Genomic DNA, 23,489 nt, shown 5'->3' on the forward strand with positions numbered 1-23,489 from the left:
GGAAGATGCATCTCTACCGCGAGGTAACCGGGGTGGTCTATGGGTCTAGACCACCGATGGTAGGACGATTTTCGCCCAAGCTTGCACATCCCGCCACCACCGGGTGTGCTCACTTCGTCAGCGTAACGTTTTGACCTAGGTTGTCCCTCACCTGGTCGCACGGGACCGAATTACGGGCAGGCCGCACCTTAGTATCCCGATGTGAGATCTCAGGTCATCGAGGTGCGGACGGGCTCGCGGGAACGGGTGCACGACATCACCGCGGAGTGCGCGAGGTTCGTGGAAGAGTGCGGAGGCGACGGCCTTCTCAACGTCTTCGTCCCTCACGCCACGGCGGGCGTGGCGCTGATCGAACTGGGCGCCGGCAGCGACGACGACCTGCTGGCGGCACTGGGCGACCTGCTCCCGGCCGACGACCGCTGGCGGCACGCCCACGGCTCACCGGGCCACGGGCGTTCTCACGTGATGCCTGCCCTGATCCCGCCCTATGCGACGGTGCCCGTCATCGGGGGGCGGCTGGCTCTGGGAACCTGGCAGTCGATCGCCATCGTGGATCTCAACGTGGACAACAGGGAACGTAGTGTTCGTTTGTCCTATTTGTCCGAATCGTAGATAACGGTGCGGGTCACTGACCGTGGCGACCGTTGACGACGATGGGTCACAGCGTGTGGACTGTGCCGAACGATACCCGCAGCGGTTTTCCAGCGGGGTCGATCCGAGCAGGAGGGATGAGAGTGAGCGCGACCGCGGGTCAGGCGCAGGGCGAGCGCGGCCTGGCCGAACGACTTGGGCTCAAGCCGGGTCAGGTGGTGCAGGAGGTCGGTTGGGACGAGGACACCGACGACGAGCTTCGTCAGTCCATCGAGGAACTGACCGGCAACGAGATGGTCGACGAGGACTTCGAAGAAGTCGTCGACGTGGTGCTGCTGTGGTATCGCGACGGGGACGGCGATCTGTTCGACGTCTTGAGCGACGTCATGGGCTCATTGGCTGACGGCAGCCAGATTTGGCTGCTGACGCCCAAGGCCGGCCGAGACAACCATGTCGAGCCGAGCGACATCGGCGAAGATGCCACGACCGCCGGCTTGGCGCAGACCAGTAGCATCAGCGCGGCCAAGGATTGGTCGGGCACGAGACTCGTCTTCAAGGGCCGCCGCTAGACGGTGGCGCCTCGCCCTGCCGTACGGCCGCCGCCGTACGGCAGGCTCACTACGGGCGGAGCGATCATGGACATGCTGACCGCCGGGTCGCTCGCGCCCGATTTCGAACTGACCGACCAGCACGGCACGCCGATCCGGCTGTCCGGCCTCCGTGGCCGGAAGGTCCTGCTGGTCTTCTTCCCGTACGCCTTCACCGGCGTGTGCCAGGGCGAACTCCACGATCTGGCCGATTTCGAGGGCGACACGGCGGTCCTGACCGTCTCGGTCGACTCGACGTTCGCCCAGCGCGCCTGGGCCGACCGCGAGCGCTTCGACGTCACTTTGCTCTCGGATTTCTGGCCTCACGGTCAGGTCGCCCGTCTTTATGGTGTTTTCGATGAGGTGAAGGGGGTCGCCTCCCGGGGGACCTTCATCATCGACGGCGAGGGCGTGGTGCGCTGGACGGTCGCGACCGCGATCGGGCAGGCGCGCGACGTCGCGGAATATCGGAAAGTCCTCAGCGAGCTTTAGTCAGTGTTTTCGTGCGGGGGAGGCCAACATGCCCTGCTATCGATGCGGGGCCCGGCAGACCGACCCGGTCCGTGGCGCGAGTCCGTGGAAGCGTGGGGTGCGCGCCGAGGCCCAGGTCCTGATCTGCCCGGCCTGCCAGCGATCGCATGACCTCGAACTCGACACCTGCGCCGCGTGCGGCGCCACGACGCTGATCTGCCGCCTGGGCGAGATCGAGTGCCGCTCGTGCGGCCATGTCCGCAATGCGGAGGAAAATCTTTCCAAGGAACCGCCCCTACCGGCCGATCTGGCGGCGGAGGTGGAGGCGGCCCTGTCTCGCGTACTCGGCCGGTCGTGAGATTAGATGTCCGGATGAGTCACGTGGTCGCCCTTGATGTGGGCGGAACATCGATGAAGGGCGGCCTCGTCAGCGAATCGGGCGAGGTGACCGTTTTCCCCGGTCGCCCGACCGGGCGCGAAGACGGGCCGGAGGCGGCGATCGCCAATATCAGGGCCTACGTGGCGGAGCTCGCGGCGGCCGGAGACGGACCACCCCTCGGGGTCGGCCTGGCGGTGCCCGGCATCGTCGACGCCGACACGGCGCTCTACTCGGCCAACATCGGCTGGCGCGACGTCCCGGCGACCGCGTTCGTGCCCGAGGGGCTGCCGGTCTGCCTGGGCCACGACGTGCAGACGGCGGGCCTGGCCGAGAGCGTCTTCGGGGCCGGCCGTGACGTGACCGACTTTCTTTTTCTTCCCATCGGTACGGGTATCGCCGGCGCCCTGATCATCCGCGGTGAGCCCTATGGGGGCGTCAACGGCTGGGGCGGCGAGATCGGCCACGCCCCCGTGTGGCCCGACGGCGAGCGGTGCGCCTGCGGGCAGACCGGCTGCCTGGAGACCTACGCCTCGGCGGCCTCACTGGGCCGCCGCTACACCGAGCGCACCGGCAAACCGGCCACGGCGGTCGACGTGATGGCCCAGGCGGCCACCGACCCCCATGCCTACGCGGTGCTGGCCGAGGCCGTGGAGGCCCTGGCGATCTCGCTGGTGTCGTACACGCTGCTCATGGACCCGGCGATGATCGTGATCGGCGGCGGCCTCGGCGAGGCCGGCGAGGCCCTGCTGATGCCGCTGAGAGACCGCATGACCGAGCGCCTGAGCTTCCGCAAGCCCCCGCCGCTGCGCCAGACGGCGCTGGGCATGCGCGCCGGGATGCTCGGGGCGGGCATCCTCGGCTGGCGCGCGGCGGGAGTGCGGGGCTGGGCGCCTCAGCTCGATCTGTAGTCCGTATACGTATACGGATTGTCCAGAATCTTGGTCTCCGGGATGTCGGGGTTCATTCCGGAGATCCACGAATCGCCGAGCTCGCCCATGAGGTGGTCGACCGTCTGGTTGATGGCGGCCCGTGCGGCCGGGAGGCCCTCCACCTTGCCCTCGCGCTTCACGATCTCGCCGTTGACCAGCACGGTGTGCACGTCGCCGCGCTGCGCCTGGAAGGCGACGTGGCCGTAAGGGTTGAGGATCGGGAACATGACGGGCGAGTCGTCGTTCTTGATCAGGATGACGTCGGCCTTCTTGCCTGGCTCCAGGCTGCCGATCTTGTCGGACAGGCCGAGCGCCGCGGCCCCGCCACGGGTGGCCCACTCCACGACCTGCTCGGCGCGCAGATGGCAGTGGGTGACGGTCTCCGACCTGAGGTGGGCCTCCAGGTGCTCCCGGGAGCGGTCGGCGCCGAGGGTGGAGCGCATGGCGGAGAACAGGTCGCCGCTCCACCACACGCTGGTGTCCATCGACAGCGACACGGGGATGCCGTGGTGGCGGAGCTGCCACGTGGGCGGGTAGCCCTGGCCGGCGCTCTGCTCGCTCTCGGTCGAGACGGAGACGGACCCGCCGGTGGCGGCGATCCGGTGGTAGGAGTCGGAGCTCAGCGTCGCCGCGTGCACGTAGGTCGTCTCGGGCGTCATGAACCCGTTCTCGTACATGAGCCGGATGCCCTCATCGTTGGTCGCCCCCCAGACGCCCGCGTGGGTGGTCACGGGGAGCCCGAGCTCGCGGGCGGCCTCGAAGGCGGCCTTCTCGGGGAACGCCGGGTCGCCGGTCACGTCGAAGGCGAGCTGGAGGCCCAGCATGTCGCTCCAGGACCTCCGGCCGATGAAGCCGCGCAGGTCGGCGGAGGGCGCCCAGTCCCAGGGGGCCTGCTGGATGTTGCCGTACGCGAGCACGAAACGCCCGGGGACGTTCTCGAGGGCGTCGACGGCGGCCTCGGCGTGGTCGACCGTCTGCAGCCCGTGTGACCAGTCGACGGTCGTGGTGACCCCGGCGTCGAGGGCCTCGATGCCGCCGAGCAGGTTCCCGGCGTAGATGTCCTGGGGCCGGAACTTCTTACCCCATTCGAGGTAGTACCAGACGAAATATTGGGTCAGCGTCCAGTCGGCGCCGTAGCCGCGCATCGCGGTCTGCCACAGGTGGCGGTGGGTGTCGATCATGCCGGGCATGACGATCCCGCCGGACGCGTCGATCTCCTCGGTGCCTTCGGGTGTCTCCAGATCGGGACCTACGGCGACGATGGTCTCGCCGTCGACCAGCACGTCGCCGCGCGCCAGCACGGTGCGCCGGTCGTCCATGGTCAGCACGAGTCCGTTGCGGAGGACGATGGGCATAGGACTGCCTCTCAGGATCGCGGACCGATGTCCGCCTGGCGGTCGCAGAAACGTGACTGCAACAATGCGAGCCCCCTCGGCCGATGTCAAGGCACTCGAGGCGGTCTAAAGTCGACGGCATGCCACGCAAGGACACCGGACCCGACTTCATCGAAGCCCTGGCGCGGGGCCTCGACGTGATCAAGGCGTTCGGCCCCCGCCAGCGGGTGATGACCCTCACCGAGGTCGCCACCGCGGCCGAACTGGCCCGCCCGACCGCCCGCCGCATCCTGCTGACCCTTGAGGAGCTGGGCTACGTCCGGGCCGGCGAGGGCGGTTTCGCGCTGACCCCCCGGGTGCTGGAGCTGGGGGTCGCCTACGTCCACTCGATGGGCCTGTGGGAGCTCGCCCGCCCCCACCTGGAGCAACTGTCGGCGCTGACCCGCGAGTCGTGCTCGGTCGCCCAGCTCGACGGCTCCGACATCGTCTACGTGGCCAGGGTCGCCGTTCCCAAGATCGTGACCCTGTCGGTCAGCGTAGGGACCAGGTTCCCGGCGCTCCAGACGTCGCTGGGCAAGGTCCTGCTGGCGTCCCTGCCGGTGGCGGAGGCCGACGCGGTGCTGGCCGTGCCCAGCCAGTCGGGCATCACCCCGCGATGGTGCCCCTCGGTCGAAGAACGCCACGCGGCGCTGCGCGCGGTCCGGGCCAGCGGCTGGGCGGTCACCGACGAGCAGCTCGCCCCGGGCATCCGCTCGGTCGCCGCGCCCCTGCGCGACGGCCACGGCCAGGTGATCGCGGCGATCAACGTGAACGCCCACTCCGCCGAGACCTCGATGGAGAGACTCACCGGGGAGTTCCTGCCCGCTCTGCTCCGCACCGCCGGCGCGATCGGCGCCGATGTGGCTTTGCACGAGTCGATCCCGCAGGTCTCCGCTTGACATCACCTTCGCCGCCCGACAAGACTCGGGATCGCGGACAACTGTCCGCTTGACGGACGAAGGGATCACATGGGCGCGCTCGACGGCATTCTCGTGGCCGATTTCTCCCGGGTCCTCGCCGGGCCCTACGCCACGATGCTGCTGGCCGACATGGGCGCCGACGTCATCAAGGTCGAGGCTCCCGGCGGCGACGACACCCGCAACTGGCTGCCTCCCTCGCGGGACGGCGTGTCGACGTACTACCTGGGCGTGAACCGTGGGAAGCGGTCCGTCGCCCTGGACCTGAAAGACCCCGCCGACCAGACCCTGGCCCATGAGCTGTCGGCCCGCGCCGACGTGTTCATCGAGAACTTCAAGCCCGGCGGCCTGACCGCCTACGGGCTCGACTATCCGGCGGTCCGGGAGCGGAACCCCAAGGTGGTGTACGCGTCCATCACCGGCTTCGGCACGGAGGGCGGCGCCCATCTGCCGGGGTATGACCTGATCGTGCAGGCGGTCTCCGGATTGATGAGCCTGACCGGCTCGGACGACGGCCCGCCCTACCGGGCGGGCATCTCGGTGTTCGACGTGATCACCGGCCTGCACGCCGTGTCCGGGATCCTCGCGGCGCTCTATGCCGGGGGCGGGCAGCGGGTCGAGGTCAACCTCATGTCGTCGGCGCTGTCGGCGCTGGTGAACCATTCGAGCGCCGTGGTCGCCGGAGGGGTCACGCCCCACCGGATGGGGAACGCCCATCCCTCGCTGTTCCCGTACGAGCCGCTGGAGTGCGCCGACGGTGAGCTGGTGATCGCGGCGGGGAACGACGGGCAGTTCCGGAAACTGTGCGACGTGCTGGGGGTGCCCGAGCTGGCCGACGACGCGCGCTTCGCCCGTACCCGGGACAGAACCGAGAACCGCGCCCTGCTCAAGCCACTGCTGGTCGCGGAGCTGGGCAAGCGCACGCGGGCCGACCTGTTCGCGGCGCTGAGCGCGGTGGGAGTGGCCTGCGGGCCGATCAACACGGTGACCGAAGGGGTCGCGCTGGCCGAGGACCTGGGGCTGGAGCCGGTGGTGACCCCCGGCGGCGTGCCGTCGGTGCGGCACCCGATCAGGTTCTCCGGTACCCCCGCGGGCTACCGGCTGCCGCCGCCTTCGCTGGACGAGCACGGGGAGGAGATCAGGACGTGGCTGACATGAACTTTCCCACGGGCCTCGGGACGTCGGACGCCGACTCCATCAGCCTGCTGGGGCAGGACCTGGCACATGACCTGATGGGCAAGGTCGGGTTCGGGGAACTGGCCTTCTGGCTGGTGGCCGGGCGGCGGCCCACCGCGGGCGAGACGCGGGTGTTCGAGGCGGTGCTGGTGGCGCTGGCCGATCACGGGTTCACCCCGACGGCCATCGCGGCGCGGCTGACCCTGCTGAGCGCTCCTGAATCCGTCCAGGGAGCTCTGGCGGCCGGGCTGCTGGGCGGCGGGTCACGCTTTCTGGGGGTGACCGAAGACGCGGGACGGTTCCTGAACGGCCTGGTGACCTCTCATGAAGGCGATTGGGACGCCGTCGCGCTGGAGGCCGTGCGAACGGCCCGCGCCGAGAAGCGCCTCATCCCTGGCCTGGGACATCCCGTACACAAGATCGAAGACCCCCGGACCCCCGTGCTGTTCGCCCTGGCGCGGGAGGAAGGCGTGTACGGCCCGCACCTGGCGCTCTTCGAGGCCATCGGCCGGGTGCACCCCGAGGTGCTCGGCCGGAAGCTGCCCCTCAACGGCGCCGGGGTGTGCGGGGCGGCGCTGGCCGACCTGGGCCTGCCCATCGATCTGCTGCGGGGGTTCGCCCTGCTCGCCCGCGCCGCCGGGCTGCTCGGTCATCTGGCCGAGGAGCAGCGGCGGCCCATCGGCATGGATGTCTACCTGACCGTCGACCGGAACGCGACGTACGAACCCTAGAGAAGGTGTCCACATGGCAACGCTGGCCGCCGTGATCGCGTCCACGCACCACCCGTTCTACTACAAGGCCAGCACGGCGCCGCCGGAGGAACGCCCGCCGTTCGCCGACGAGTGGGTGGCCAAGATCCTGGCCTTCCGGGAGACGCTGACCCGGGCCCGCGCCGACGTGCTGGTCATGGTCGGGTCGGACCACTTCCACCAGCTGTGGCTCGACAACATGCCGCAGTTCCTGGTCGGCAAGGCGCCCTTCTACGACGCGAACTTCTACAACGAGGAGCGCGAGTTCGGGCTGCCGCGAATGCTGCTGAAAGGGCACGAGGAACTCTCCTCACACATCCTGCGCGGCGGCCTCGACGAGGGCTTCGACCTGGCCTTCTCCAACGAGCTGCGGATCGATCACAGCATCACGTGCCCGATCATCACCCTGCGCCCCGAGGCCGACCTGCCGATCGTGCCGATCTACACCAACATCTTCGCGCCGCCGCTCCCCCGCCCCGGCCGGTTCGTGGAGCTGGGGCATTCGATCCGCCGGCTGATCGACACCTGGCCCTCCGACCTGCGGGTCGCCGTCATCGGCACGGGACACCTGTCCCTGGAGCTCGGCGGACCCCGGCAGTTCGGGCCTCATGGGCCCGACCCCGAGTTCGACCGGAAGGCCGTCGAGTGGATCTCCTCCGGCGACATCGAGCGGGCGCTGGCCGAAGTCACCCTTGATTCGCTGTGGACGCCCGGGAACGCGACTCACGGGTTCATGGACTTCATGCTCATGATGGGTGTGGCCGGGGAGGGCGCCAAGGCCGACTACGTCGACACGCTCGACCTGTTCCACACGATGGAGGCGTACTTCACCTGGTATCCGAACGGGGTTCCGGCATGAGCAAATACCTGCTGAACAAGTTCCTGTTCACCGTCGACCGCGACCCTTCGCTGGTCGAGCGCTACCGTTCCAACCCGGTCGAGACCGTGGCCTGGTGGGAGTCGACCATGGCCAACGAGATCCTGGGCGCTCACACCGGCGAGGCCAGCACCTGGCTGGCCTTCACGGACATCGAACGGGACGCGCTCGCCCAGCACGACTACGTGCGGCTCTTCGAACTCGGAGCGCACCCGTTCCTCACACTGACCCTGTTCATCGCGATGTTCGAGCGCGACTACGCGGAGCCGCTGGCGTTCCAGAAGGAGTACGCGGCCCGGCTGTCGCACTTCTCGCTGCCCTATCCGGATATCGCCACATGAGAGCGGCGGTGGTCGAGCAGTGTGGTCGGCCGCCGGCGGTGGGGAGCGTCCCCCGGCCTCTTGCGGGGGCTGGGGACGCTCTCATTACCGTGACCTGCGCGCCCATCACCCCGCTGGACCGGCTGTGCGCCACCGGCCTGTCCTACTTCGGGGCACCCGCCCTGCCCTATGTCCCCGGTGTGCAGGGCGTCGGAGTCGCTTCTGACGGATCACGAGTGTGGTTCCCCACCTCGGCCGGGATGGCTCCCGGAAACGGGAGCCTGGCCGAGACCTGCGCCGTGCCTTCCTCCGATCTTGTACGAGTGCCTGACGGATGCGGCGATGTGGTCGCGGCCTCCCTCGGGTTGTCGGCGGTCGCGGCGTGGATGGCCTTGACGTGGCGGGCCCAGCTGGAGCCCGGAGAGAACGTGGTCGTGCTCGGCGCCGGCGGGGCGGTGGGCCAGGTGGCCCTCCAGGCCGCCCGGTTGCTGGGGGCCGACTCGGTGGTCGGGGTGTCCCGCAGGCCTGGCGACGGGTGCATTCCGCTGGAGCCGGTGTCGACGCTGGCCGCCCGCCTTCGGGAGGTGATCGGGGCGGCTGACGTGGTGATCGATCCGGTGTTCGGGGAGCCCGCTGCGGCTGCCGCTCAGGTGCTCGCGTCTGGAGGGCGGCTGGTGAACCTCGGCGGGTCCGCTTCGGATTCGGCTGTGCTGTTCTCGTCGTTGCTGCGGAGCCGGGCTGTTTCGGTGCTGGGGTACTCGAACAACGTCCTGACTTCTGAGCAGCGGGCTGGGGCGCTTGAGGCGATCTTCGGGCATGCGGCTCGGGGGGAACTGTCGGTTGATCACTACGTTGTCGGGCTTGATGGGGTTGGCGAGGCCTGGGACTCGACGCGGCGGGAACGCGCGGTCGTGAGGGTTACCGAGGTGCCTTCGGCCGCGGGAGTGCCGTAAGGTGTAAGCCGTCCGGGGGCGGTTAGCTCAGCGGTAGAGCACTCGCCTTACAAGCGAGGGGTCACTGGTTCGAACCCAGTACCGCCCACCAGGAGACGGGCGACCTATGGTCGCGCTTTCAGGCGCTTCGCGGGTCTCCTTCGTTCATACGGGGGGCGACCCCCGAACCCCCGATGTCAGGGGGCCGGCGCCCCCTCACGCTCCCCCGGCCGCTTCGCGTCCTGACGTCGCTGTCGCTCCGGGTCGCTGCGCTCCGGGCGAAGGGCTCCGCCCCTCGCGCTCCCTGGACAGGCCTCGCTTCGCCCCAGCTCACCAGCAGAAACAAGGTCGGGACGCGCTCAGCATGAGGCGAGGCTGTTAGTGTGCGCCCGTTCACTCGGGAACCGGGAGCGCTCCGCGATGAAGTACACCGTCTCGATCGAGATCGCCCTGCCGCGGGAGAGGGTGGCGCAATTGCTCGCCGACCCGGCGCACCTGCCGAACTGGCTGCGGGGCCTGGTGCTGCACGAGCCGCTGAGTGGGGTGCACGGGCAGGTCGGTACCAAGTCGCGGGTCGTGATGCAGACCGGGCAGCAGAAGTTCGAGGGCACCGAGACCATCACCCGCCGGGAACCGGCGGACCTGCGTGGGATCCCCCACGAGAGCGTCGTTCACTTCGACCGCGAGATCGTCGGCGAGGGCATGTGGAGCGTCGCGCGTGACCGGCTGACCGAAGCCGGTCCGGAGACGACGCTCTGGGTGAGCGAGAACGAATATCGGTTCAGCGGCTTGCTGATGCGGCTGGTGGGGCTCCTGATGCCCGGCGCCTTCCGCAAGCAGTCACGACAGCACATGGAGGACTTCAAGGCGTTCGCCGAGCAGGGAAAGGACGTCCGCGAAGCGAAGGGCTGATCGGCTCGCGGGCAGCGGCGTCGGCGTGATGGCCCCCCGAGGCTTTCCAGTCGCGCCCGGGACAAGGGAAAGGCGATTCCCGTGTCAGCGGGGCCGGTTGCCCTTCTTCTTACGGGCGGCCGGCACGGCCCGGCGGGCGGAGCCGTTCTGGGCGGGCTTCTGCGCCTGCCGCTTCGCCGGTTTCTCCGCAGGGGCGGCGGGGGCACGGCCTCGCGAGCTGTTCGCCGTCCGGCCGCGGACGATGCCGATGAATTCCTCCACCAGGTCGGTGGTCGCGTCCGTGGGCCAGGCCAGCGCGACCTGGGACTGGGGCGCGTCCGGCACCGGCCGGTAGGTGAGATCCCTGCGGTCGTGGAGGCGGGCCAGTGACTGCGGAACCAGGAGAAGCCCACTGCCGGCCGCCACCAGGTCGACCGCGTCGGCCGTGGTGGGCGGTTGGGTGAACGCGGGCAGTCCGGGGCGGATCGTCCACTCGATGGTGTCGTCCAGAGGATGGAAGACCTCTTCGTCGGTCAGGTCGGCGACGGTCACCTCGTCGGCGGCGGTCACCTCGTGGTCTTTGGGCACCACGACCACCGTGGTCTCCGTGTAGAGAGGGATCACGCTGAGCCCGTCGCGGTCGATCGGGAGCCTGACGAATCCGGCGTCGGCGCCGCCGTCGCGCAGGAGGCCCACCACTTCGGCGGCGGGAACCGCGAGCAGGGTGAGCGGCACGCCCGGCATCCTCTCGGTCCAGACGCTGACCCATTTCGCGGGGGTCACCCCGGGCACGTAAGCCAGCCGGAACACGCTGTCGGTCTCCCCATCAGTCACTTGCTCAGAGTATCGATGTCAGGGCGACCCGTTCCGACTGACTATTCTCGACGCTATGACCTCACCCACACCGAAGACCATCCAGATGATGAAGCCCGAGACCGCGGCCAAGAAACTGGATGTCCTGCTGTCGGCCACCCCCGCCGAGTTCCAGGAGGGTGTCGTCTCCAGGGACGAACTGAACAGGCTGCAGACGGCACCGCCCACCTGGCTCGCCGACCTGCGCCGCAACGGCCCCCATCCCAAGCAGGTCGTCGCCGCGAAGCTCGGAATCTCCATTTCCGGCCTGATCCGGGGCGGGATCACCGAACCGCTCACCACCGCTGAGATCGACGCGCTGAAGGCGGAGAACCCGGAGTGGCTGGAGCGCGAGCGGACCGTCCAGGCCGAGACCCGCAAAGAGGCACTCCGCCTCAAGCAGCGCTAGAAACCCCGTCTCCGCAGTAGGCGGCGACGGCCACAACGGACGAAAGCCCGCCACCCTCGAAAGGGCGGCGGGCTTTCTCACGTCTGATGCGAGGAAAGCGGGAGCGCTAGATCATCCAAGTGAGTTTTAGAAGGAAGCATCTCCCATGGCCTCGCGAACACGACCGTATCAGGCGGGGATCAGCTCGTGCAGTGTTCCGGCGGTGACCACTTTCGCCCCCTGCGAAGGGTTGGTCGGCGCGTCCAGGCCGATGTACGTCGTGTGATCGGCCGTCGTGGGCTTGGCCCGCAGCAGGTCGACGAGGTAGCCGACGCGCAGATAGTCCCGCTCGACGATCGAGCGGACCAGCAGAGACGTAGACCGTCGATTGGCCTCCACCTGGTTGAAAGCCGGATGGCCGTTCATGTAGAGGTGCAGCCACTTCGCCCGCCACGCGCCCTTGTCGTCCCTGAGGAAGGCCAGCGGGAGGGCGATCCGCCCTGAGCCTCGAAGATCGGATTTGGCCCGCACCGTACGCGGCTCGAACGGCCGGCCCTCCTGCTCCGCGTCTCGCACCATGAACCCGAAGAACGCCTCCGCCGCTTCGTCGAACGCCTCGCCGGTGTAGATGTTGACCTGCGGGATGATGATCGGCAGGGTGGCCTGGGCGAGCCGGATGTCGATGAACTCCGACGCCCCGTCCGCCGCTTCGGTGAGGTCTCCGGAGTACACGGCGAAATCGTTGCCGTAGTTCGTCCACGACACGTGCTGCTCGTCGCCGTATCCGGCGTCGACCATGAGCGCGGACAGGTCGTAGTCGGTGCGTTCCCCGGTCTGGCGCCAGTGGACGTAGAACCGCAGCAGTTCGCCGTCCACCGCCGACACCGAGCCGCGCGGCAGCATTCCCAGCCCGGGTGAGACGGCCTTGCCCGACAGGGGCAGGGCCACGTCGAGGACGGCGTCATCGACGATCAGGGTTCCCGGGTCGGGGAGTCGCCGGCTGATCTCCTCGTCGAGGATGCCGAGGGCTTCGGCGATGACACCGTCGGCGAGCGGGGCCCGCGCGTCGGGGGTGACCCAGGTGCGGCCGCGCCGGTTGGCGAACACCCGGGAAGAAGAGACGGCGCCCCGGTTCTGCAGGTGCTCACGGAGTGACAGCAGGACGCGGCCCGACGCGCTCTTCGCCGCCCGTCGTGCGGCGTCGAGGATCGAGGAAGGGGATTCATCGGTCCGCAGCAACTGGTCCAGCCGGCGCAGCAGCGCGCCCGGCGCGGTCCCCAGCAGTTCGACGGCATCGGCCGTACGGCCTGACGACAGGGCCGCCTCGACCTGACCGTGCAGGCTCGCGGCCGGGCGCTCACCTCGGGCGACCTCGAAGACGTGGGCGGCGCGGGGGAAACGGGGGTGTTCGTGGGGGTGGAGACGCTCGCCGAGGCGTTTCCACTGCTCCCGATATCGGGGGACGTCTCCCAGCTTGGCCGTGGTCGCGACGCCGTCCAGTGCGGCCAGCAGCGCGCGGCGCTCGGCCCGCTTGAACGACCGGAACCGTGACGGCTCGGTCAGCGTGACGTCGCCGCCCGAGCAGCCGCAGGCCAGGCGCAGCACGTCCGTGACCGTGTCCACGAGCAGTGGACGACCGGCGGCCAGCCGCGCCTCGTTGATCACCGCCCGGTTCTCGCGCACCGGGATGCGGGCGGGCTCCTCGTCGCAGACCGCCGCGAGGTTCCGCAGCAGCACGAGGTCCTCAGCGGACGCCGGGATCTCGGATCCGGCGAGCGAGGCGAACAGCGCTCCCACCTCGGCGGCCAGGGTTCCACCCAGGTCCAATACGGTCACCCGGTCGCCCGCCGCCGGGACGAGCTCGGCGTGCGCGGCCAGCAGGTCGGCGTAGGTGTGCTGGTAGGTGCCGTATCCCGGCAGGCTCAGCAGGTTGATCGCCGACGACGTCATCTCCACCCGCCCAGCGGCCACCGGATCCTTGAGCGCCACAGCCAGCAGACCGGCCCAGAACTCGACCGTGTCGGGGACGTTCCTCGGGAAGTCGACGAAGTAGGCGTTGTGCTGGTGGTCTCCGACCAGCTCGCGGACGGCCGCCAGGACACGGACGCCGATGTCCAGCACGTCACCGGCAGGCAGCCTGCCCAGACGGTCGAGCAGGGCCGGGGAGCAGGCGAAGCCCACGCTGAGCAGAGCCGCGTCGAGCTGCCGGGCGGCGGCCTCACCTGCGGCGCTTCCGGCGTTCTCGGCCTGGGCTCTCATCGGCACCTTGAGGCGGCGCGTGATGACAACGCTCTCCAATGTGTCCACAGGCGCAGCCTTCCCTCAGATGATCTGTCCGGCAAGCCACCGTAACGCGTAGAAGCACCCCATTTCACCTGGAATGATCAGGGCCCGATGAATGCAACGGGTGCGATTGTTATGGAAGAGAAGAATCCCCCATCAGGGCACTGGACAAAGATTGCGCCGATGGTACATTCCTCGTATTTCGCCCAGACATCTCAGGGCGGAGGGGGTGTCCGCCTTCAACGGCGTCGTCGAGCAGGTGGCCAATTATTCGGCCATTCCTCTCTCATTACTCGGATTCGCCTTGACGTTGTGGCAGTTGATGAAGGCGAGACGGGCCGCGGAAGCCGCCCGCGACGCCGCATTACAGGCTCAGGGCGCCATTCGCAAGAACAGTGTCCTCATGCTGATTCCGCAACTCCTCCGTACGGAAGAGGAGCTTGACCGGGCCGTTCGCGATTCGTCCGTCGAACTGACCATGGTGTGGCTGACGAGCTGGAAGTCGCAGGCGAGTCAGTTGAGAGGGTTTCTCGAACTGGCCTCTCTTCAGAACAACGACGTCATGAAGGCCCTGCAGTCATCCGTCGCCAAAGCCACGATCGTGCGGCTGGATCTCACCCAGCAGGCCAAGGGAATCAATCTGGTGCTGGCCACCAGGGCCGCCCGGGAATCGATTTCGCTGGTGACCGTCGAACTGAGCGCGCTGGCCGCCGTCCAGGCGACACAAATAGGGGAGCGTCATGTCTGACGACGGCCAGATCAAGCGAATCGCTCAGACCCTGCTCAAGAAGACCAAAGACGGGTCCGTCAAATGGGAACACCTCCCGCAGGAGGGTTCCAGCGGATCCAGGGTCACCTATTCGACCTCGACGTCCACGGTCGTGATCAGCGCCGGCGCGCTGTCCCAGGAGTCCTACGTGTTCCAGATCTACAACTCCGACGGAGTGGTGGTCGAGGAGCTCCTGGTGAGCGAGGAGCGGAACGAGCACCTCCACCCCGTGGTCGGCGAACTGTTCCGGCTGTCCCACCGGCAGGCCCTCGACGTCGACGAGGTGCTCTCGAACCTGATGCAGGAACTCGAAGACGAGTAGGGCGATCTTTATGTCCTCCTAACAGCTAGACTCCTAAAGTACTAGGAGACTAGATAAATGGAGGACTCCAGTGATCGAGTTCCACCTCGACGGCAGGTCGGGAGTCTCGTCCTACCTGCAGCTGGTTCAGCAGGTCAGGCAGGCCATGCGCCTCGGGCTGCTCAGGGAGGGCGACCAGCTCCCCACCGTCAAAGAGGTCGTCGCCCAGCTCGCGATCAACCCCAACACCGTTCTCAAGGCCTACCGCGAGCTCGAACACGAGGGCTTGGCCGCGGCACGCCCCGGTGTCGGCACGTTCATCACGAAATCCCTGACCAACCCCTCGCTGGTGGCCGCCCACGGCCCCCTCCGTCAGGACCTCCGGCGCTGGCTGGCGAAAGCCCGCAAGGCCGGCCTGGACGACGAAAGCATCGAGGCCCTGTTCATGACCACCTTTCGGACCGCCGCGCAGGAGGACATAGCGTGACCCCCGTCTTGCAGGCCCAGGGATTAGGCAAGAGGTACGGCAGACGCTGGGCGCTGCGCGAGTGCACGATCGACATCCCGACGGGTCACGTCGTCGGGCTGGTCGGCCCCAACGGAGCCGGTAAGACGACGCTTCTCAAACTGGCGAGCGGCCAGCTGGAGCCGTCCGAGGGCGACATCAAGGTCCTGGGAGGCCGCCCGGCGAGCACGCTGCCGAAGGTGGGCTTCGTCGCCCAGGACACCCCCGTCTACGCCGGGCTGACCATCGCCGACCATCTGCGGATGGGGGCGCGGCTGAACCAGAAATGGGACGCCACCATGGCCCGCGAGCGGATCGCCCAGCTGGGTCTCGACCCCAACCGGCGGGCCCGCAAGCTGTCGGGAGGCGAGCGGGCCCAGCTCGCGCTGACGCTGGGGCTGGCCAAACGTCCCGAGCTGCTGATCCTCGACGAGCCCGTCGCGTCGCTCGACCCGCTGGCCCGCCGGGAGTTCCTGCAAGGGCTCATGGAGGCCACGGCCGCCGACGAGTTCAGCGTCGTGCTGTCGTCGCACCTGGTCGCCGACCTGGAGCGGGTCTGCGACTTCCTGCTCGTCCTGGTCGACTCGACGGTGCTGGTGGCGGGTGAGGTCGAGACGCTGCTGGCCACCCATCACCGGCTCACCGGGCCGCGCCGCGATCCCGATCGGATGCCCGCCGGGCAGCAGGTCATCTCGGCCCGGCACACCGATCGGCAGAGCACTTACGTGATCCGTACCGAGGAAGCCGTCCTCGACCCCGCCTGGGCGGTCAGCCGGCTGACTCTCGAGGATCTCGTCCTCGCCTACATGGAGAGGCGGCCCGTCAGCGGTCGCCGGACCGATCTGGAGGTGCTGCGATGATCTGGCTGACCTGGCGCCAGTTCCGCGGGGCGGCGGCGATGACCGCGGTCTTCCTCGTGCTCCTCATCGCCCTCTTGGCCCTGACCGGGCCCGACCTGGCCTCCCGTTACACGACCGGGATCGCCGCCTGCGCCCTGGACGACGGGTGCGACCGCTTCTTCGACCTCTTCTTCGACCAGTTCCAGCTCCAGTTCACCGCGCTCAGCGCTCTGGTCCTGGCCCTGCCGGCGTTCCTGGGCCTCTTCTGGGGGGCGCCGCTGATCACCCGTGAGCTGGAGGCGGGCACCCACCTGCTGGTGTGGAGCCAGGGCGTCACCCGTGGCCGCTGGCTGGCGGTCAAGCTGGGCCTCATCGGCCTGGTCGCCGTGGGCGCCGCCTGTGTGTGCGGGTTCGCGGTGACCTGGTGGTCGCAGCCGCTGGACCGGTCGGCCTTTCCGGAGCTGGGGCAGATGACCCCGCTGGTGTTCGGCGCGCGGGGCATCGTCCCGATGGGGTACGCGGCCTTCGCGTTCGTCCTCGGGGTGACGATCGGCATGCTGGTCCGCCGCACGCTGCCCGCCATGGCCCTCACGCTGGCCGTCTTCGTCGCGATCCAGTTCGCGATGCCGATGCTGGTCCGGCCTCATCTGATGCCGCCGGTGACCTCCACCCACGAGCTCAGTCGCACGAACGTGGGCAGCATCAACGTCCAGAGGGACGGTGGCGGGACGGTGCGCCTCGGCATCAAGCCGGCCGTGCCCGGCCAGTCGGGGGCCTGGGTGCTGTCGAGCGCGCTGATCGACCCGTCCGGGAAGGTGGTCTCCGTCGGCGACGAGCCGGCCCCCGTCCCGGTCTCCGGGACGTCGGGACCCTGCGCGCCGCAGGCGCAACCCAGCCAGGAGAACTGCCTGGGCGCGGTCAACGCGCTCGGCTACCGGCAACTGGCGAGCTACCACCCCCTCGACCGCTTCTGGCCGTTCCAGTGGATCGAGACCGGGATCTACGCGGTCCTCACCCTCGGCCTGACGTGGTTCTCCTTCTGGTGGATCCGGAGACGGCTGTCATGAGGGCGGTGGCGGCCGGGCTCGTCGTCCTGCTGGCGACGGTGACGGCCTGCTCGACGCCGGAACCCCCGCGCAGCGCGGGCGGCTCGCCGGAGAAGTCGGCCTGCGCGCGGCCCGCGGGCCCTCCCGGCGACGAGACGCCGACCACGATCGACGTGATCGAGCAGGCGTACTTCTGCATCCTCGGCAACTCCTTCAGCGGCGCGAAACTCGACGCCGGCACGCTGCTGGCCGCCGGATTCACCGCGCTCACCAGGGAACTCAACCGCGCCGGACGCGACGACCCCGCAGCCGTCATGCCGCCGTTGACCGGCGACAGGACGGCCGACTGGGCCGCGTTCGAGACCGTCTACCGCAAGGTGGCCGGCCCGGACGAAGCACTGGCCGTCGCCACCCTCCAGGCCATGGTGGCGAGCCTGGGCGACAACCACGCCCGCTGGTCTCCCGGCCAGGAACGGCCACCCGGCTACTACGACGGCGACGGCTACGGCCTGGGCCTCCAGGCGAACGCCAGAGGCACGGAGGCCCTCCCGCCGCTGTTCGTCACCGAAGTGCCCGGCGGCGCCGCGCGGAAAGCCGGGGTGCGCCCGGGAGACATCATCGAGTCGGTCAACGGCTCGGCGCCCTTCGTCGACGGCGAGCCCACCCCGGCGATCGCCGCCCTCTACCCGCAGTATCCGGAGGCCCGCCCGGTCGAGGTGGGACTCCGGCGGGAGGACCGCCGCTGGACGGTCACCCTCGAACCCGGCCTCTACCAGCGCGACCTGCCCTCGTTGCAGGTGGTCCAGTCGCGCCTGCTCGCCGACGACATCGCCTATGTACGGGTCCGCGGCTTCGCCCCCGACGCCGCCAACCGCGTCTTCCGGGCGGTCTCCAGGCTGCGTACCGGCCGGACCCTGACAGGCATCGTCCTGGACCTGCGCGGCAACGGCGGCGGCAGCCCCGTGGAGGCGACCCGCCTGGTGAGCGCCTTCGCCCACGGGAAGGCCACCGCCTACATGTGCAACGCCGACGACAACTGCGAGGCCGCCACGACCGACGACACCGTCGAGCTGCTCGGCCTGCCGCTGGTGGTGCTCGTCGACCGGGGCTGCGCCTCGGCGTGCGAACACTTCTCCTCCGCCGTCAAGGACCTGCGCCTCGGCACCCTGGTCGGCACCCGGACCGCCGGGATGATCTCCGGCCCGGCGCAGCCCTTCCTGCTCAGGAACAACACGATCCTGAGCTTCCCCACGAGGCACCACCTCGGCCCGAACCGCGAGGTCATCGACCGGATCGGGGTGCCGCCGGACCAGTACGTCCCGCCGACCCCCGAAGACGCGGCGGCCGGACGCGACCCCGCGCTCGCCAGGGCGCTGACCCTCCTGGACGGATGATGAGACGCCTCCTCGCCCTGCTGCTGGTCGTGACCGCCTGCTCCGCACCCCCACCGCCCCGGTCGGCCGTCACACCCTCACCGCCCAGCCCCGCCACCCTGGCCGCACCGACCGGCGACCACCCCGTCGGGACGACGGTCCTGCACCTGACCGACACCTCCCGCCCCGACCCCTGGAACCTCGACGCCAAGGCCAGAGAGCTCAAGGTCACCCTGTGGTATCCGGGCGAGCCGGGGGCGGGGGCGCGAGCGGCGTACATGAGCCCGAAGGAATCGGAGCTGGTCCTGAGGGGGTCGAGAGCGGAGGGCGTCCCGCCCGACATGCTGAGCAGAACAGTCGTGTACGCCACCGAGACCGCCCCCGCACCGGGAAGGTTCCCCCTGGTGGTGCTGTCGCCCGGCTTCACCAAACCGGTGAGCACCCTGACCTCGCTCGCCGAGGACCTGGCCAGCAGGGGATACGTCGTGGCCGGCATCGACCACACCTACGAGAGCTACGCCACCACCCTGTCCGACGGCCGGGTGACCGAGTGCCTCGCCTGCGACAGCGACACCGACCCGGGCTTCGGCACGGGAGTCGTCCAGAACCGGGCGGCGGACGTCTCCTTCGTCCTCGACGAACTCCTGTCGAGGCGAAAGGAGATCGACCGCACCCGCATCGCGATGGTCGGCCAGTCGATCGGCGGCGCGAGCGCCCTGGCGACCATGGCGGCCGACCGGCGGGTCCGGGCCGGAGTCAACCTCGACGGCACGACCTACGCCCGCATCCCCCGCGATTTCGCCCGCCCGTTCATGTTCGTCGGCACGCCGGAGCACGCCTCCGGTGGCCGCGACAACTCGTGGGACCGTGACTGGAAACTGCTGACCGGCGGGAAACGGTGGCTCGTGGTGAAGGGCGCCGACCACCAGTCGTTCACCGACCTCCCGCAGTTGCTGGGCGCCCTCGGCATGAAACCGCTCCTGGGAACCCCGTCCGCCGCCCGGCTGGCCGAGATCACCCGCACGTATGTGGCGGCCTTTCTCGACGAACACCTGAAATCGCGTCCCCAGCCCCTTTTGAAAGAGGCGTCGCCGTCCTTTCCCGAAATCGAATTCTGTCCGGACGCGTGCGGTGCCTGACACCGCCCGCGTCCGGAGGATCTGGCGCGGTGACCGTCTGCGACACTTTCTGGTACTACGGATGAATGACGCGCAGCCGTAACTACCAGGTTCTTTCTGCCGCCAAAGCCGTCGCCCGAGCGCTCGGCCACGACCCCGCCGACGCGAACCTCCTCGCGATCCAGCTGGCCGCCGAGGGCCGCCTCGACTGGGACAACAGCGAACTCCTCCTGCTGGCCCTGGAACACCTGGCCGACCTGGCCGGACTCCCCCACGTGGCCGAGACCCTCGGCGTCACTCCGGAGCAGGCGCGGGAGCTGACCGGGAGCCCTGATTTCCCGGCTCCTCCGTACGTGCTGGCCTCCGGCGCCCTCTGGTCGAAGAAGGACATCACCGCCTGGCGTCAAGCCGGGCGGTGAACGTCCTGGTCCCAGTCGGGGAACACCGCGCCCACCCCGTTGTCGCCCACGACCCGCCCCAGCAACGCGGCCAGCACGCCCCGCTCCCCCGCGGACAGACCCCCGGGCACCTGGGCGACCCGCGCGCACGTCTCGGCGTAGAACACCTCGGCGGTGGAGACGCCCTGCTCCGTGAGCGCCACCCGCACCACCCGCCCGTCGGACGGATCGGATTCACGCTCGACGAGACCCCGCTGGGCGGTCCGGTCGACGAGTTCGGTGAGACTCGATTTGGCCAGCCGCATCGTCGTGCCCAGCTCGCTCATCCGATAAGGACGGCTCATCAGCGCGCACAGCAACTGGCCCTGTTGTGGAGTGAGACCGTGGTCACGCGCCGAATCGGCGTAAACGGCGGAGATCAGAAACGACGTTCGCACCAATGCCGCGACCACCCCGAGATTTTCTCCCACGCCACCCATGCGGCCCAAACTATCGCGTGGTTCGCCACCCGAACTGGTAATTAATTTCAGGCCGCCCGCCTCAGCGGCTCCGGCCGGGGCGCCCGTGTCATCCGCCGCGTGGGCCCGGCTGCCGACTCGCGGGCCGGCCGATAGAAGTAGTGCGACCCGCCCAGATCCTGCCGATGGCAGGCCCAGCACCGCCCGTCGTACCAGGCGAACCGGTTCTGCCGCTCGCCGCACTCCACCAGCCAGCACGCCCCCACGGGCACATGCCAACTGGCCGCATCCCCCGGACCAGGCGCTTCGAGGACGACCACGTGGACCTGCTCCCACCACCCGGCGCCCCCGGCGACCGCGAGGGCGGCCCGTAACTCCACCGCCTTGGCGAGCCGCTCCCAAGGGGGCCCCTTCACCTCGGCCCAGGCGTTCAACGCCGGTAAATAGAAATCGGGCACATAAGCCGCACCACTGGGCAGCCGAATGGCCAGTGGTTCGTACTGCCAATAAATTCCCAGCGCATCAAGGGTCGCCGCCCAGTCGGCCTCGAGTGTCGACCGGAACATGACCCCGTTATAGACGAGCGGCACCGCGCTGATTTCCACCACCGCACCGTGCCATCCCCGCCACCGGCCCCGATGCCCGCCGGGACGTTCTGTGGACAACTCCTTGGCGCTCGGTTAGTGCGTCATCTTCGACAGCACGGTTCCGAGCGATTCCTCCTCATAGGCCAGGTGCGCCAGGAACCGGTCGGCGAGCGCGTCGAGCGCCTTGGCCAGCCGCTCCCGGTTCTCGGCATCCCGTGCGGCGGCCGAGACCTCGTCGAGCAGCCCGGCGACGGCGACGTGATCGGCCTCCAGCCGGTCGACGGCCGCGTTCAGATCGGGCGCCATCCTGCGGATGCGTGGGAAGAGCGTCGCGCTCTCGATGCTGTGATGGGTGTGGACGATCGAGCAGTAGCTCAGGCAGTTGTCCTTGAGCTGGAACAACGGCCCTCGAGTGGAGAGCTTGACCAGCCCCTGCCGGACCTCGCGCAGGTCGCCCCCGGCCGCCACCTGGTCGGCCATCCGCCGGATCGAGGCCAGGTCACGGCGGAGCATGTTGTGGACGAATTTGAGCTCGGACAGCAGCGACATTCGTTCAGTCCCCCAGATCATCTGTCTTACAGACTATTATCCAACCATGAAGGGACTGCACGAGGACCTCGGGTTCAACCTGGGGGTACTTTTCCGGGCATACGTGAAGGCGTCCCACGCCGTCCTCGACCACATCCCGGGCGGCCCACGCGGCTACCAGGTGCTGACGGCGGCCGTCCACGGCGCCGCGGGCAGCCAGGTGATCCTCGGCAGGGAACTCGGCGTCGACCGCACGGTGATGACCTACCTGCTCGACGACCTGGAGAAAGCCGGTCTCGTCCGCCGCGAGCCCGACCCGAAGGACCGCCGCAACCGCAGGATCGCGATCACCCCCCAGGGCCACGAGGTGTGGGAGGCGGCGGAGCGGAGGCTCCAGGCCGTCAACACCCACCTCCTGGGCGACCTCCCCGCCCCCGAGTCGGCCGCCTTCCGCCAGACCCTGGAACACCTCGCGCAGAAGGCCAATGCCACCGACCCCGTCGACCACGAGTGCCGGCTCGTCGAGGACCTGTCACCCGTCGAGGGTCCACAACGCGGACATCGGAAGGGCACGTAGCCGATCTCCGAACGGGAGTGCCTGCGCACCCGCGTACAGCACGAATCCGGCCCGAAACCGAGGGCCGAGACGATCGGCCAGGTGCCGCAGTCCGCGGAAGTCGTCACCCCGCACGGTCTCAGAGGCCTTGACCTCGATACCGACGACCTCGCCGGACGCGTTTTCCAGCACCATGTCGACTTCGATCATGTCCCGGTCACGGTAATGAAAGAGCTGGACGGGCTCCTCAGCCCAGGTCAGCTGCCGAGCGACCTCGCCGATCGCGAAGTTCTCCAGCAAGGGCCCGACGGGAGCGGAGATGTCGCGGGAACGTTCGGAGGACATGCCGATCAGCCGACCCGCGAGACCGCTGTCGGTGAAGATCAGTTTTGGGGTGGAGATCGCCCGCCGGGTCAGGTTCGACGACCAGGCCGGCACCCGTTTCACCACGAAGACGAGTTCCAGCAGATCGAGGTAGCGGGTGAGGGTCATCCGCGACAGCCCCACGTCACCGGCGATCGACTGCACCACCAAGAGCCCGGCCATCCGCGCGGCGACGACCGCCAGCAGGCGGCGCATCTCAGCCGGTCGCTCGATGTCGGAGATCTGACGGACGTCTCGGCTGATCAGATCGGTGACGTAGGAGTCGAAGAAACGATTTCGACGACGTCCTGGATCACGACGGACGGCCTCGGGATAGCCGCCCCGAAGAGCTCGATCGACGTAGTCACCCTTGTGATACGGACTCGGCGGGACCTCCACATCGGCGCCCCGGGCGAAAATCCGATCGACGAACCCGTCGGAGGTGCCCTCGATCTCCCCTTGCGAGAGCGGCCAGAGCTCGATGGTCTCCGTACGGCCCGGCAGCGTGTCGGGCAGGTCGCGCAGGCTCAGCAGCCGGGCCGAACCCGTCAGGAGGAACCGTCCCGGGCGCGGGTCTTGGTCCACTGTGTGCTTGATCGGGAGCAGCAACTGAGGCGCACGCTGGATCTCGTCGATCAGCATCAAACCGTCGTGGCGGACGAAGCTCACCGGGTCTTCTTCTGCCGCCCCCAGAACCGCCGGGTCGTCGAGGTAGAACTCGCGCGCTCCCTGCAGGCCCTGAGTCACCAGGCCCGCCAGAGTGCTCTTACCGACCTGCCGTGCACCGTTGACCACAACGACCCGGGTGTCTGTGAGTGCTTCGAGGGTCATCTTCTCGGCATGTCTCGCGTACAGCGCCATGCAGCGAGTTTACCGAGCTAGACATATCTACGTGGGCATCCTGCCGGACATCTGGTGGGCATCCTGCCGGAC

At 68.9% G+C, this 23,489-nt stretch carries 29 protein-coding genes and 1 tRNA gene; 23 read left to right on the forward strand and 7 right to left on the reverse strand.

The features are described from left to right. Positions 1 to 201: 201 nt before the first annotated feature. The 5 genes from AW272_RS14655 (at position 202) to AW272_RS14675 (ending at position 2,936) form a co-directional block, all read left to right on the forward strand. Positions 202 to 612 (forward strand): secondary thiamine-phosphate synthase enzyme YjbQ, encoded by a 411-nt coding sequence (locus AW272_RS14655; RefSeq protein WP_083958305.1) that lies wholly within the window; start codon positions 202 to 204, stop codon positions 610 to 612. Positions 613 to 734: 122 nt separating this feature from the next. Then, the gene (locus AW272_RS14660) at positions 735 to 1,160 is read left to right on the forward strand and encodes a DUF3052 domain-containing protein (protein ID WP_066364601.1); all 426 of its coding nucleotides are present in this window, start codon (positions 735 to 737) and stop codon (positions 1,158 to 1,160) included. Positions 1,161 to 1,226: 66 nt separating this feature from the next. Further along, on the forward strand, positions 1,227 to 1,670 hold the full coding sequence (locus AW272_RS14665; protein WP_066364603.1) for a peroxiredoxin: 444 nt from the start codon (positions 1,227 to 1,229) through the stop codon (positions 1,668 to 1,670). 28 nt (positions 1,671 to 1,698) lie between these two features. Then, positions 1,699 to 2,007 (forward strand): hypothetical protein, encoded by a 309-nt coding sequence (locus AW272_RS14670; RefSeq protein WP_066364604.1) that lies wholly within the window; start codon positions 1,699 to 1,701, stop codon positions 2,005 to 2,007. Between the two features lie 14 nt (positions 2,008 to 2,021). Continuing rightward, a complete protein-coding gene (locus tag AW272_RS14675) occupies positions 2,022 to 2,936 on the forward strand; it encodes an ROK family protein (RefSeq protein ID WP_083958306.1) in 915 nt (304 codons plus the stop codon). On the opposite strand, the gene AW272_RS14680 is transcribed toward AW272_RS14675, so the two are convergent. Further along, on the reverse strand, positions 2,921 to 4,312 hold the full coding sequence (locus AW272_RS14680) for an amidohydrolase family protein (RefSeq protein ID WP_157518550.1): 1,392 nt from the start codon (positions 4,310 to 4,312) through the stop codon (positions 2,921 to 2,923). The genes AW272_RS14675 and AW272_RS14680 overlap by 16 nt on opposite strands. A gap of 119 nt (positions 4,313 to 4,431) precedes the next feature. Here AW272_RS14680 and AW272_RS14685 point away from each other — a divergent pair, with 119 nt between their 5' ends. The 8 genes from AW272_RS14685 to AW272_RS14720 all read left to right on the forward strand — a co-directional run bounded on the left by AW272_RS14685 (position 4,432) and on the right by AW272_RS14720 (position 10,213). Beyond that, positions 4,432 to 5,229 carry an IclR family transcriptional regulator domain-containing protein gene (locus AW272_RS14685; protein WP_066364606.1) on the forward strand — a complete coding sequence of 266 codons (798 nt, stop codon included), beginning with the start codon at positions 4,432 to 4,434 and terminating at the stop codon, positions 5,227 to 5,229. 69 nt (positions 5,230 to 5,298) lie between these two features. Continuing rightward, the gene (locus AW272_RS14690) at positions 5,299 to 6,405 is read left to right on the forward strand and encodes a CaiB/BaiF CoA transferase family protein (protein ID WP_066364608.1); all 1,107 of its coding nucleotides are present in this window, start codon (positions 5,299 to 5,301) and stop codon (positions 6,403 to 6,405) included. Then, positions 6,402 to 7,154 (forward strand): citryl-CoA lyase, encoded by a 753-nt coding sequence (locus AW272_RS14695; RefSeq protein WP_245657541.1) that lies wholly within the window; start codon positions 6,402 to 6,404, stop codon positions 7,152 to 7,154. The genes AW272_RS14690 and AW272_RS14695 overlap by 4 nt, the downstream gene beginning before the upstream one ends. A 13-nt stretch (positions 7,155 to 7,167) precedes the next feature. After that, a complete protein-coding gene (locus tag AW272_RS14700; protein WP_066364611.1) occupies positions 7,168 to 8,031 on the forward strand; it encodes a DODA-type extradiol aromatic ring-opening family dioxygenase in 864 nt (287 codons plus the stop codon). Then, on the forward strand, positions 8,028 to 8,390 hold the full coding sequence (locus AW272_RS14705; protein WP_066364613.1) for a hypothetical protein: 363 nt from the start codon (positions 8,028 to 8,030) through the stop codon (positions 8,388 to 8,390). Before AW272_RS14700 ends, AW272_RS14705 begins: the two co-directional genes overlap by 4 nt. Before the next feature lie 89 nt (positions 8,391 to 8,479). Next, positions 8,480 to 9,322, forward strand: coding sequence for a quinone oxidoreductase family protein (locus AW272_RS14710; protein ID WP_174551816.1), 843 nt, complete (start codon positions 8,480 to 8,482; stop codon positions 9,320 to 9,322). A gap of 16 nt (positions 9,323 to 9,338) precedes the next feature. Next, positions 9,339 to 9,413: transfer RNA gene (locus AW272_RS14715), tRNA-Val, on the forward strand. A gap of 308 nt (positions 9,414 to 9,721) precedes the next feature. Continuing rightward, positions 9,722 to 10,213 carry an SRPBCC family protein gene (locus AW272_RS14720; RefSeq protein ID WP_066364771.1) on the forward strand — a complete coding sequence of 164 codons (492 nt, stop codon included), beginning with the start codon at positions 9,722 to 9,724 and terminating at the stop codon, positions 10,211 to 10,213. Positions 10,214 to 10,297: 84 nt separating this feature from the next. On the opposite strand, the gene AW272_RS14725 is transcribed toward AW272_RS14720, so the two are convergent. Further along, a complete protein-coding gene (locus AW272_RS14725) occupies positions 10,298 to 11,026 on the reverse strand; it encodes a LysR family substrate-binding domain-containing protein (RefSeq protein WP_245657542.1) in 729 nt (242 codons plus the stop codon). Between the two features lie 55 nt (positions 11,027 to 11,081). Between AW272_RS14725 and AW272_RS14730 the strand changes: the two genes are divergently transcribed. Beyond that, positions 11,082 to 11,453 carry a DUF5997 family protein gene (locus AW272_RS14730; protein ID WP_083958308.1) on the forward strand — a complete coding sequence of 124 codons (372 nt, stop codon included), beginning with the start codon at positions 11,082 to 11,084 and terminating at the stop codon, positions 11,451 to 11,453. 168 nt (positions 11,454 to 11,621) lie between these two features. Here the strand turns inward: AW272_RS14730 and AW272_RS14735 are convergent, their stop codons facing one another. Continuing rightward, positions 11,622 to 13,739, reverse strand: a complete 2,118-nt coding sequence (locus AW272_RS14735) for a TerD family protein (protein WP_218010892.1) — start codon at positions 13,737 to 13,739, stop codon at positions 11,622 to 11,624. A 205-nt stretch (positions 13,740 to 13,944) separates the two neighbouring features. On the opposite strand from AW272_RS14735, the gene AW272_RS14740 reads away from it, so the two are divergent. From AW272_RS14740 to AW272_RS44150, 8 genes are all read left to right on the forward strand, one after another. Further along, positions 13,945 to 14,463: a hypothetical protein gene (locus tag AW272_RS14740; protein WP_066364616.1), complete on the forward strand. Its 519-nt coding sequence runs from the start codon at positions 13,945 to 13,947 to the stop codon at positions 14,461 to 14,463. Further along, the gene (locus tag AW272_RS14745) at positions 14,456 to 14,806 is read left to right on the forward strand and encodes a hypothetical protein (RefSeq protein ID WP_066364617.1); all 351 of its coding nucleotides are present in this window, start codon (positions 14,456 to 14,458) and stop codon (positions 14,804 to 14,806) included. The genes AW272_RS14740 and AW272_RS14745 overlap by 8 nt, the downstream gene beginning before the upstream one ends. A gap of 70 nt (positions 14,807 to 14,876) precedes the next feature. Further along, positions 14,877 to 15,272 (forward strand): GntR family transcriptional regulator, encoded by a 396-nt coding sequence (locus AW272_RS14750; protein WP_066364618.1) that lies wholly within the window; start codon positions 14,877 to 14,879, stop codon positions 15,270 to 15,272. Continuing rightward, positions 15,269 to 16,150, forward strand: coding sequence for an ABC transporter ATP-binding protein (locus AW272_RS14755; protein ID WP_066364621.1), 882 nt, complete (start codon positions 15,269 to 15,271; stop codon positions 16,148 to 16,150). Before AW272_RS14750 ends, AW272_RS14755 begins: the two co-directional genes overlap by 4 nt. Continuing rightward, on the forward strand, positions 16,147 to 17,196 hold the full coding sequence (locus tag AW272_RS14760; protein WP_066364623.1) for an ABC-2 membrane transporter-related protein: 1,050 nt from the start codon (positions 16,147 to 16,149) through the stop codon (positions 17,194 to 17,196). Before AW272_RS14755 ends, AW272_RS14760 begins: the two co-directional genes overlap by 4 nt. After that, positions 17,193 to 18,569: a S41 family peptidase gene (locus AW272_RS14765; RefSeq protein ID WP_066364624.1), complete on the forward strand. Its 1,377-nt coding sequence runs from the start codon at positions 17,193 to 17,195 to the stop codon at positions 18,567 to 18,569. Before AW272_RS14760 ends, AW272_RS14765 begins: the two co-directional genes overlap by 4 nt. After that, positions 18,566 to 19,687 (forward strand): alpha/beta hydrolase family protein, encoded by a 1,122-nt coding sequence (locus AW272_RS14770; protein ID WP_245657543.1) that lies wholly within the window; start codon positions 18,566 to 18,568, stop codon positions 19,685 to 19,687. The genes AW272_RS14765 and AW272_RS14770 overlap by 4 nt, the downstream gene beginning before the upstream one ends. Before the next feature lie 65 nt (positions 19,688 to 19,752). Beyond that, positions 19,753 to 20,085, forward strand: coding sequence for a hypothetical protein (locus tag AW272_RS44150; RefSeq protein WP_066364626.1), 333 nt, complete (start codon positions 19,753 to 19,755; stop codon positions 20,083 to 20,085). Here AW272_RS44150 and AW272_RS14780 read toward each other — a convergent pair. The 3 genes from AW272_RS14780 to AW272_RS14790 form a co-directional block, all read right to left on the reverse strand. Then, positions 20,070 to 20,534 (reverse strand): MarR family winged helix-turn-helix transcriptional regulator, encoded by a 465-nt coding sequence (locus tag AW272_RS14780; protein ID WP_245657544.1) that lies wholly within the window; start codon positions 20,532 to 20,534, stop codon positions 20,070 to 20,072. The two genes, AW272_RS44150 and AW272_RS14780, sit on opposite strands and share 16 nt — an antisense overlap. A gap of 56 nt (positions 20,535 to 20,590) precedes the next feature. Further along, positions 20,591 to 21,127 (reverse strand): PDDEXK family nuclease, encoded by a 537-nt coding sequence (locus AW272_RS14785; RefSeq protein ID WP_157518551.1) that lies wholly within the window; start codon positions 21,125 to 21,127, stop codon positions 20,591 to 20,593. A gap of 75 nt (positions 21,128 to 21,202) precedes the next feature. After that, positions 21,203 to 21,679 (reverse strand): hemerythrin domain-containing protein, encoded by a 477-nt coding sequence (locus AW272_RS14790; RefSeq protein WP_083958309.1) that lies wholly within the window; start codon positions 21,677 to 21,679, stop codon positions 21,203 to 21,205. Between the two features lie 25 nt (positions 21,680 to 21,704). Here AW272_RS14790 and AW272_RS14795 point away from each other — a divergent pair, with 25 nt between their 5' ends. Beyond that, entirely contained in the window at positions 21,705 to 22,214 is a 510-nt protein-coding gene (locus AW272_RS14795) for a MarR family winged helix-turn-helix transcriptional regulator (protein ID WP_066364635.1), read from the forward strand. Here the strand turns inward: AW272_RS14795 and AW272_RS14800 are convergent. Next, positions 22,170 to 23,417 carry an ATP-binding protein gene (locus AW272_RS14800; protein WP_066364637.1) on the reverse strand — a complete coding sequence of 416 codons (1,248 nt, stop codon included), beginning with the start codon at positions 23,415 to 23,417 and terminating at the stop codon, positions 22,170 to 22,172. The genes AW272_RS14795 and AW272_RS14800 overlap by 45 nt on opposite strands. Positions 23,418 to 23,489: the final 72 nt, after the last annotated feature.

Source organism: Herbidospora mongoliensis, assembly GCF_001570545.1.
Lineage (GTDB): Bacteria > Actinomycetota > Actinomycetes > Streptosporangiales > Streptosporangiaceae > Herbidospora > Herbidospora mongoliensis.